Genomic DNA, 7,567 nt, shown 5'->3' with positions numbered 1-7,567 from the left:
AGCCGTATCCGACCCCGTCAGCGCCACGCCGAGCCAGCCGAGCAGCGTGCCGAAGAACGGGTACAGCACACCAGTGGCCGCGAAGGCGAGGCCGAGCGTGGCATCGACGCCGGACAGTCGCGTCAGCGTGCCGATCGCCAGCATCGCCGAGATGGTGATCAGCGAGATGGCGCAGACTTTGATCGTGCGGCCATACTCGACGATCATCTTGCCCGGCGAGACGCCCATCAGCAGGCCCGAGATGATCGCGGCGATCAGCATGCCGGTGCCGGTGAACGACAGATAGGTGAAGCCGAACACCGCGCCTTCCGGCGTCGGCTTGGCGGCGACCGGCGGCACCTTGTTGATCATCTGATGCAGCTCGGGCACCGGGTAGTTCCAGGTGAAGATCGAGTTTGCCCAGGTCTTGAAGGCGCCGTTGCCCCAGATCAGCATCACGACGCAGACGATGATCCACGGCAGCAGCGCGCCCCACAGCTGGCCACTGGTCAGCGGCGCGCGGCTCAGTTCCTTGGGCTGCGTCATCGTCGTCGCCGACTCGTCGCGGCCGCGCAGCTTCGGCGACAGCCACAGTTCGCGCGGCTGCCAGACCTTCAGGAACAGGATCAGCGAGCCCATCGAGATCAGCGAGGCGCCGATGTCGACGATCCACGGATTGATGTAGTTCGAGATGACGAACTGCGGCACTGCGAACGCAATGCCGGTGACCAGGATCGCAGGCCAGATCTGGATCATGCCGCGGAATCCCGCGAACGCCCAGATCAGCCAGAACGGCACCAGCAGCGAGAAGAACGGCAGCTGCCGGCCGACCATCGCGCCGAGCGTGTAGGGATCGAGTCCCGTCACCGAGGCGAGGCCCTGGATCGGGGTGCCGAGCGCGCCATAGGCGACCGGGGCGGTGTTGGCGATCAGCGACAGGCCGGAGGCGGCGAGCGGCGAGAAGCCGAGGCCGATCAGCACCGCGCCGGTGATCGCCACCGGCGTGCCGAAGCCGGATGCGCCTTCGAAGAACGCGCCGAACGCGAAGGCGATCAGTAGAAGTTGTAACCGCCGGTCGGTAGTGACGCCACCGATCGCGCGCTGCAAAAGTTCGAACCGGCCGGTCTCCACCGTCACCCGATAGAGGAAGATGACGTTGAGGACGATCCAGCCGATCGGGAAGAAGCCGGTGACGACGCCGAGTAGCGAAGCGCGGATCGACATGTTGGCCGGCATGGTGAACACGAAGATCGCGATCAGGTTGGCGATCACCAGTGCGATGATGGCCGCGAGATGCGCCTTGACCTTGCCGCTGGCGATCAGCACCAGCAGCGTCACCACCGGGATCGCGGCCGCGATCGTCGACAGCGCGGCATTGCCGAGCGGATTATAGATTTGATTCCACACGCCTCGTCCTCCCCAGGATGATTATTTCAGCCGGCCTCGAGGCCGGTTCGAACAGCTGAAGAGGGGGAGGTCGCGCCCGAAGCGGTGATCCGGACTCTCCCGGGATTCACAAACGCGCGAAGTCGGACAGCCCCCCTGCCCCGCTGGTTGCGTCATGCTAGGGTGCGACAACAGGGCGCGACAAGCCACCGTAGGTCATTCTACCTACAACTTTGGTCTAAAGTGCCGGGGTCCGCCCGGCGCTCCTCCTGGAGAGTTCCCTTGAACAATATCCGATCGACCCTGGCGACCGTCTGGCGGCTCGCCGTGCCGTACTTCAATTCCGACGACAAGCGGATGGGACGTGGCCTGCTCGCCGCCGTGGTCGTCATCGAACTGGCCGTGGTCGGACTGAGTGTGTTGTTCAATCGCTGGAACAACGTGTTCTACAATGCGCTGCAGGAGCGCAACTACCACGTCTTCGCCTATCAGCTTGGTTACTTCTGCTTCCTGGCGGCGATCTGGATCGCGCTGAAGGTCTATCAGCTCTATCTCAATCAGTGGCTGCAGATCCGCTGGCGCAAATGGATGACCGAGCGCTATCTCGGTGGCTGGCTGCACGATGCCAACCACTACCAGATGCAGCTCACCGGCGACGCCGCCGACAATCCCGATCAGCGTATCGCCGAGGACACGCAGATGTTCGTCGAGCGTACGCTGATCCTCGGCGTCGGCCTGCTCAACGCGGTGGTAACGTTGGCATCCTTCGTCGTGATCCTGTGGGGTCTCTCCAACGAAGCGCCGCTGCACGTGTTCGGCCGCGACATTCCCATTCCTGGCTATCTGGTGTGGGGTGCACTGGTTTACGCCGCCATCGGCACCGCGCTGACGCACTGGATCGGTTCGCCGCTGGTCGACCTGAACTTCCGACAGCAGCGGTTCGAGGCGGATTTCCGCTTCAACCTGGTGCGCGCCCGCGAGAATTCCGAGCAGATCGCGCTGCTGCGCGGCGAAGCGGCCGAGCGCGGCAAGCTGTCGTCGCGGTTCGGTTTCGTCGCCGAAAACTGGATGCGGATCATGACGCGGACCAAGCGGCTGACCGCCTTCACCGCCAGTTACTCGCAAGCCTCGGTCATCTTCCCCTACATCCTCGTGGCCCCGGCGTACTTCGCCGGCAAGGTGCAGCTCGGCGGCATGATGCAGACCGCGTCGGCCTTCAGCAGCGTGCAGGACTCGCTGTCGTTCTTCATCACCGCGTATCGTACGCTGGCGGAATGGCAGTCGGTCGTCGCCCGACTCGACGGCTTCGAACGCTCGATCGCGGGCGCGCACGCGGTGCGCACGACGTCCGCGGTCGAGCGCGTCGCGGCACCGGGCGAGACCGGCATCGACCTCAGCGACCTCAAGCTGACGCTGCCGGGCGGCGCGCCGCTGGTCGCAGCGCCCGATTTCTCGTTTCGCGACAAGGAGCGCACGCTGATCGTCGGGCCTTCGGGCTCGGGCAAGTCGACGCTGTTCAGGGCGATCGCCGGCATCTGGCCGTTCGGCTCCGGCTCGATCACCATCCCGGCCAATGCCAAGCTGATGACGCTGCCGCAGCGGCCGTATTTCCCGGTCGATACGCTGCAGGCCGCGATCGCCTATCCGGCCGAAGCCCATGCCTTCACTGCGGAGCAGGTCGCCGCCGCCATCCGCGACGTCGGCTTGCCGGCGCTGGCGGACCGGCTCGATGAGCACGGCCATTGGAACAGGACGCTGTCGCTCGGCGAGCAGCAACGCCTCGGCGTCGCCCGCGCGCTGCTGCACGCACCGCAATTCCTGTTCCTCGACGAAGCCACCGCCTCGCTCGACGAACCATCCGAGGCCGCGCTCTACCGGCTGCTGGAACGCAAGCTGCCCGACACGACCATCGTGTCGATCGGCCACCGCTCGACGCTCGAAGCCTTCCACCACCGCGACGCCATCCTCTCCCCCGCCGGCGATCGCTTCACGCTCGGCGAACGGGTGAAGGAGACCGAGCCGGCCCGGTGAAGCGCCGAGTGCGCTGACGGGCTGCAGTGTCGCTCTGCAAATTGCCGTCATCACCGGCGAAGCCGTCATCATCTGCGGAGGCGGGTGGCCCAGTATTCCAGAGCGGGCTTCCTCCGAGAACGACACTCGCTCGTCGTGGTGATTTGAACGTCCGAGTCGGCGTCGAAGCCTTCCGATCCGTTGCGGGCTGCCGCCAATCTCGGAGGCGGCAAGGCCTGCGCTGAGCGCGCTGGTCCCTGGGCTTAACCGCCGCCGCCTTTCGGGAACGAAAGGATGAAGCGGTCGCCTCAGGCCGCCAGCAGAGCGTCGCGGATCAGAGACTGATGAGCGCCCACCCCAGCCAACACGCCGTCCGCCGAAGCCAGGGTCGCGTTCTGCATCGGCCGCGCCGCGTCGCCCGCCGCAAACACCCCGGGCACGGTGGTGGCCTTCCAGGCATCAGTACGGATGATCGGCCCCATCGGCCCGTCGTCGAAGCCGCAGCCCAGCGTCTCCGCAAGCGGGCTGGCCATGCGCTGGATCGGAGCCACGAACAGGGCGCTCAGCGGTAGGGTGCGACCGTCCGCCAATTGAACCGCCTCGAGCTGGGGCGCACGGCCTAGCAAGGCCGACACTTCGCTGCACTCGATCGTCACACCGCGCGCGTCCAACAGGGCGCGCTGCTCATCGTCCGGCTCGAACCGACCTTGGGTGAAGAGGGTGGTAGGCCCCCAGTCGGGGATCATTGCGGCCTGATGAGCCGACATGGGATGGCTGGCCAGCACGCCGAGCGGCCGGTCGCGGTGTTCATAGCCATGGCAGTAGGGGCAGTGCAGCACGCTGGCGCCCCAGCGCTCCATCAGGCCCGGCAGGTCGGGCAGGATGTCGACGACACCGGTGGCCAACACCAGCCGCCGAGCCTGGACCTCGCGACCCTGGGCCATGGCGACGGTGAAGCCATCAGGGATGGCCTTGGCGTCCAGAACCTCGCCCTTGGCGATCTCGACTGTGGGATAGGCCAAGACCTGACAGGCGGCCTCGCGCAGGATCTGGGCCGGGGCCTTACCATCCTGGCCCAGGAAGCCGTGCGAGGCATCGGCGAAACGGTTCCGCGGCAGGCCGGCGTCGATCAGCAAGATCCGGCGGCGGGCCCGGGCCAATTGCATGGCGGCTGACAAGCCGGCGAAGCTGCCGCCGACAACGATAGCGTCAAGCATGATGATGATCCTTGGCGAGGGGGATTTTGGAGGTGTCGATGCTGCCGAACACGCTGGCCAGCGAGATCGCCGCCAGCCGACGAACAAGCAGGGCGCGGGCCTCGTCGACTGCGTCGTCGAGGGCGGCGTTGACCGCCTGCTCGACCAAACAGCCCGGCATTTCCTCGGCTTTGCCGAGCGCGATGATCGTCTCGTCCAACGCCTCCTGGACCTGCGCCAGACTGATGCTGGACAGGGCGCGGCCCAGCCGCCAGCCTCCGCCATGCCCCTTGGTCGATGCGACGATCCCGGCCTTACGCAGGCCCGCGAAGGTCCGGCGAATGACCACCGGATTGGTCCCTGCGCAGGCCGCCATCTCTTCGGAGGTCATAGGCGTGTCGCGCTGCGCCATGTGCAGCAGCACGTGGAGGGCAACGGAAAGACGACTGTCTCGCTTCATGTAACTATTTATGTTACATGAAATCGCGATCCACAAGAGGGCGAACAAAACATTCTTTGCCCATTCCCCTTGTCCGCCTTCTCGACGACGTCATGGACCGAACCGATGACGGCTTTGCATCCCGAACACGCGGCATGTCCGCTTTCGGCGCGAACAACCGATTTGCCGGTAACCGTCGTCATTTCCGGGCGTGTAGGCGCAGACGCGGCACAGAATGGGCGCACTGGGATACTGGGGCGCCCGCCTGCGCGGGCGATGACGAGGGAGAAGGCAGCGGCCCCGCGATATTGGCTGCATCGATCGCGCACCAACAAACGTCATCAGCCGCAAACAAAAAGGGCGGCAGATCGCTCTGCCGCCCTTCAGCCCCCAGAAAGGGAAGTCTTACTTGATGTTGCTCATCAGCGTCACGTCAGCCGAGAGCTTGGCGATGAACGTGGAGCCGCACCACTTGGAGCCGACACCGGTCGGGTTGATGGCCGAGAAACTGCCATTCGCGGTCGCCGTGTAGTCGCTGGTGAACGCGTTGCAGTTCGCCTTCGACAGGTCGGTGTCCGAGTAGCGCAGGTCGAGCGTGAACACCTTGTAGGTGAAGCCGACGCCGATGTTCCAGGTGTTGTAGTCCTTGTACTTGATGCCAGTCGGAGAAGCCGGGACGCCGTAGAAGGAGTCCGACGTACCGAACCACTGATGGCCGTACTCGCCGGAGATGTACATGCCGACGCCGCTGGCGCCGAACACGGTGCCGGGCGCGGTGAACTTGCCGGTGACCGACGCGTAGTTGCCCCAGGCGCCGGTGTTCAGGAAGTTCGGGGAGTAGTATTCGTTGGCGCCGAACGCGAACATGTCGTTCACGGTCCACATCACCTTGGCGTAACCTTCGTAGAAGCTCGCGTCCTTCTTCATCACGTTGCCGTTGAGAAGGGCGTTGGCGGCGCACTGGGCGCTGAGCGGGTTGCCGGCAGCGTCGGCGGCGGCACCGTAGTAGCAGGTTCCACCCGGATACAGATAGCCGAACACACCGAAGTCGAAGGCGAAGGCGCCGAAGGTCGGGCGGATACCGCCGTAGATGTCGACTTCAGCAGCGGCGCGATTCGGGAACGAGATGCTCTCCCAGGAGGTACCGACGTAGAGCTGCAGGTCCTTGGTGACGTTGTAGCGCGGCTCGAAATAGGCGGTCGCCGACGGATTGTGGTTCGACTGGGTGATACCGCGGAACACGTAGTCGCTCATGATACCGGCGCCGAAGGCGACGTCCCACGGATCGAACGCCACAACCGGCGGAGCCTTGGTATAGACCTTGGTGGCCAGGTCAGCCGCCTGAGCCGAACCGGCGCCAACTGCGAGCACCGCCGCGAGCGACAAGATTGTTTTCTTCATGTGGATCCCCATCAACAAAAATTCAGCCCAACCCAGGTCCGAGAGTTCAAAATAGACCTGCTTAATCCGTTCACACGACTGTGCGACTACGGGGGCAAACGATGAAGCAAAAAACACAAGCAACTGCCGACTTTTTGTGCAACATCGCACAGTTCGGGCCCAGTTGTCGGCGAGTGTTGCAAGAACACCACTACTTTGCGACTCCCTGTCGGAGTTATTCCCAGTAACAAGCCGGGCCGGCAACACCTTGGTCGTAGCCCGACGTTGCTACGCGCGCAGCCTCGAAATCCTGCAACGATTGATTCGCACCAGGCAGGAATTGCCACCGCGAGTCGAGCCGCTGGCACCGCGGCCGGCGCCAGTCGCGACCCCAAGCCGTCTCACCCGAACTCAGGCACCGAACGCAACGAAGCCGCGGCTTGAGGCCGCGGCTTCGTCAACTCTGCAGCAATGCGTCGGGCAGGCCGGCTCAGAATCGGTTGTGCGAGTCGCCCTCTTCCTCGGAAGGCTCTGAGGACTCGATCGAACCGGATTCGTCCTCGACCGATTCCTCGGGAGCCGAGGCCTCCCGCTCGTCGGACCAGGTCTTGGAGTCTTCCACCGACTCTGACCGGACCGGTTCAGCCGCTTCGGGTTCGGCGATGGGCTCCGGTGCGGCAGCAGCCTCGGGCTCGCCGACTTCGGCCGCGGGCGCTTCCGGTTCGGGGGCAGGTGCCGGGGCTTTCTTCACCCGCGGCGCGCGTGGCTTACGCGGCCTGGCGGCGACCGGCTCGGCAACCGGCGGAGCGGCAGTCTCGACGATCTCCGGCTCGGGCGCCGACGCCGGCTGAGCCGCAACGGGCTTCTTGCGCGGCGCCTTCAGCGGAGCTTTGGCGACGGGGCTCTTGGCGGGCGAAGTCTTGGTGGGAGGGGTCTTGGCGGGAGAGGTCGTGGTGACGGGCGCCTTCGGCTTCGCGATCGCCTTGGCGGGGCTGACCGCCTTTTTAGCCGGCGCTTTGCTGACTACCGTCTTTTTCGCGAGTGTCTTCTTTGCAGGTGTCTTTTTGGCGGGAGTTTTCTTGGCCGACGCCTTTTTGGCGGGAGACTTCTTGGAAGATGACTTCTTGGAAAAAAACCTTGCGGCCTTTCTTCGCTGAAGCCTTCTTGCCCGCCTTCA

Annotated in this window: 6 protein-coding genes; 1 reads left to right on the top strand and 5 read right to left on the bottom strand. The window is 64.8% G+C overall.

Features of this window, described 5'->3' with window-relative positions:
- Window positions 1-1,386, bottom strand: a 1,386-nt coding sequence (locus I5M_RS03505; protein ID WP_022720135.1) for an L-lactate permease, incomplete at its 3' end; no start/stop codon positions are given.
- A 261-nt stretch (window positions 1,387-1,647) separates the two neighbouring features.
- On the opposite strand from I5M_RS03505, the gene I5M_RS03500 reads away from it, so the two are divergent.
- Window positions 1,648-3,396 carry an ABC transporter ATP-binding protein/permease gene (locus tag I5M_RS03500; RefSeq protein WP_022720134.1) on the top strand — a complete coding sequence of 583 codons (1,749 nt, stop codon included), beginning with the start codon at window positions 1,648-1,650 and terminating at the stop codon, window positions 3,394-3,396.
- 287 nt (window positions 3,397-3,683) lie between these two features.
- Here the strand turns inward: I5M_RS03500 and I5M_RS03495 are convergent, their stop codons facing one another.
- The 4 genes from I5M_RS03495 to I5M_RS03480 form a co-directional block, all read right to left on the bottom strand.
- Entirely contained in the window at window positions 3,684-4,595 is a 912-nt protein-coding gene (locus I5M_RS03495; protein ID WP_199900012.1) for an NAD(P)/FAD-dependent oxidoreductase, read from the bottom strand.
- Window positions 4,585-5,031, bottom strand: coding sequence for an Rrf2 family transcriptional regulator (locus I5M_RS03490; RefSeq protein ID WP_022720132.1), 447 nt, complete (start codon window positions 5,029-5,031; stop codon window positions 4,585-4,587). Before I5M_RS03490 ends, I5M_RS03495 begins: the two co-directional genes overlap by 11 nt.
- A 384-nt stretch (window positions 5,032-5,415) precedes the next feature.
- Window positions 5,416-6,411: a TorF family putative porin gene (locus tag I5M_RS03485; protein ID WP_022720131.1), complete on the bottom strand. Its 996-nt coding sequence runs from the start codon at window positions 6,409-6,411 to the stop codon at window positions 5,416-5,418.
- A gap of 469 nt (window positions 6,412-6,880) precedes the next feature.
- A complete protein-coding gene (locus I5M_RS03480) occupies window positions 6,881-7,141 on the bottom strand; it encodes a hypothetical protein (protein ID WP_022720130.1) in 261 nt (86 codons plus the stop codon).
- Window positions 7,142-7,567 lie beyond the last annotated feature (426 nt).

The organism is Rhodopseudomonas sp. B29, from assembly GCF_000333455.1.
Classification (GTDB): Bacteria; Pseudomonadota; Alphaproteobacteria; order Rhizobiales; family Xanthobacteraceae; genus Rhodopseudomonas.
This window is presented reverse-complemented; position numbering and strand designations above follow the sequence as displayed.

What these genes read in the sequence shown, in the direction of transcription:
- I5M_RS03490 (WP_022720132.1), bottom strand. Translation starts at nt 5,031, where the DNA reads ATGAAGCGAGACAGTCGTCTTTCCGTTGCCCTCCACGTGCTGCTGCAC.
- I5M_RS03485 (WP_022720131.1), bottom strand. Translation starts at nt 6,411, where the DNA reads ATGAAGAAAACAATCTTGTCGCTCGCGGCGGTGCTCGCAGTTGGCGCC.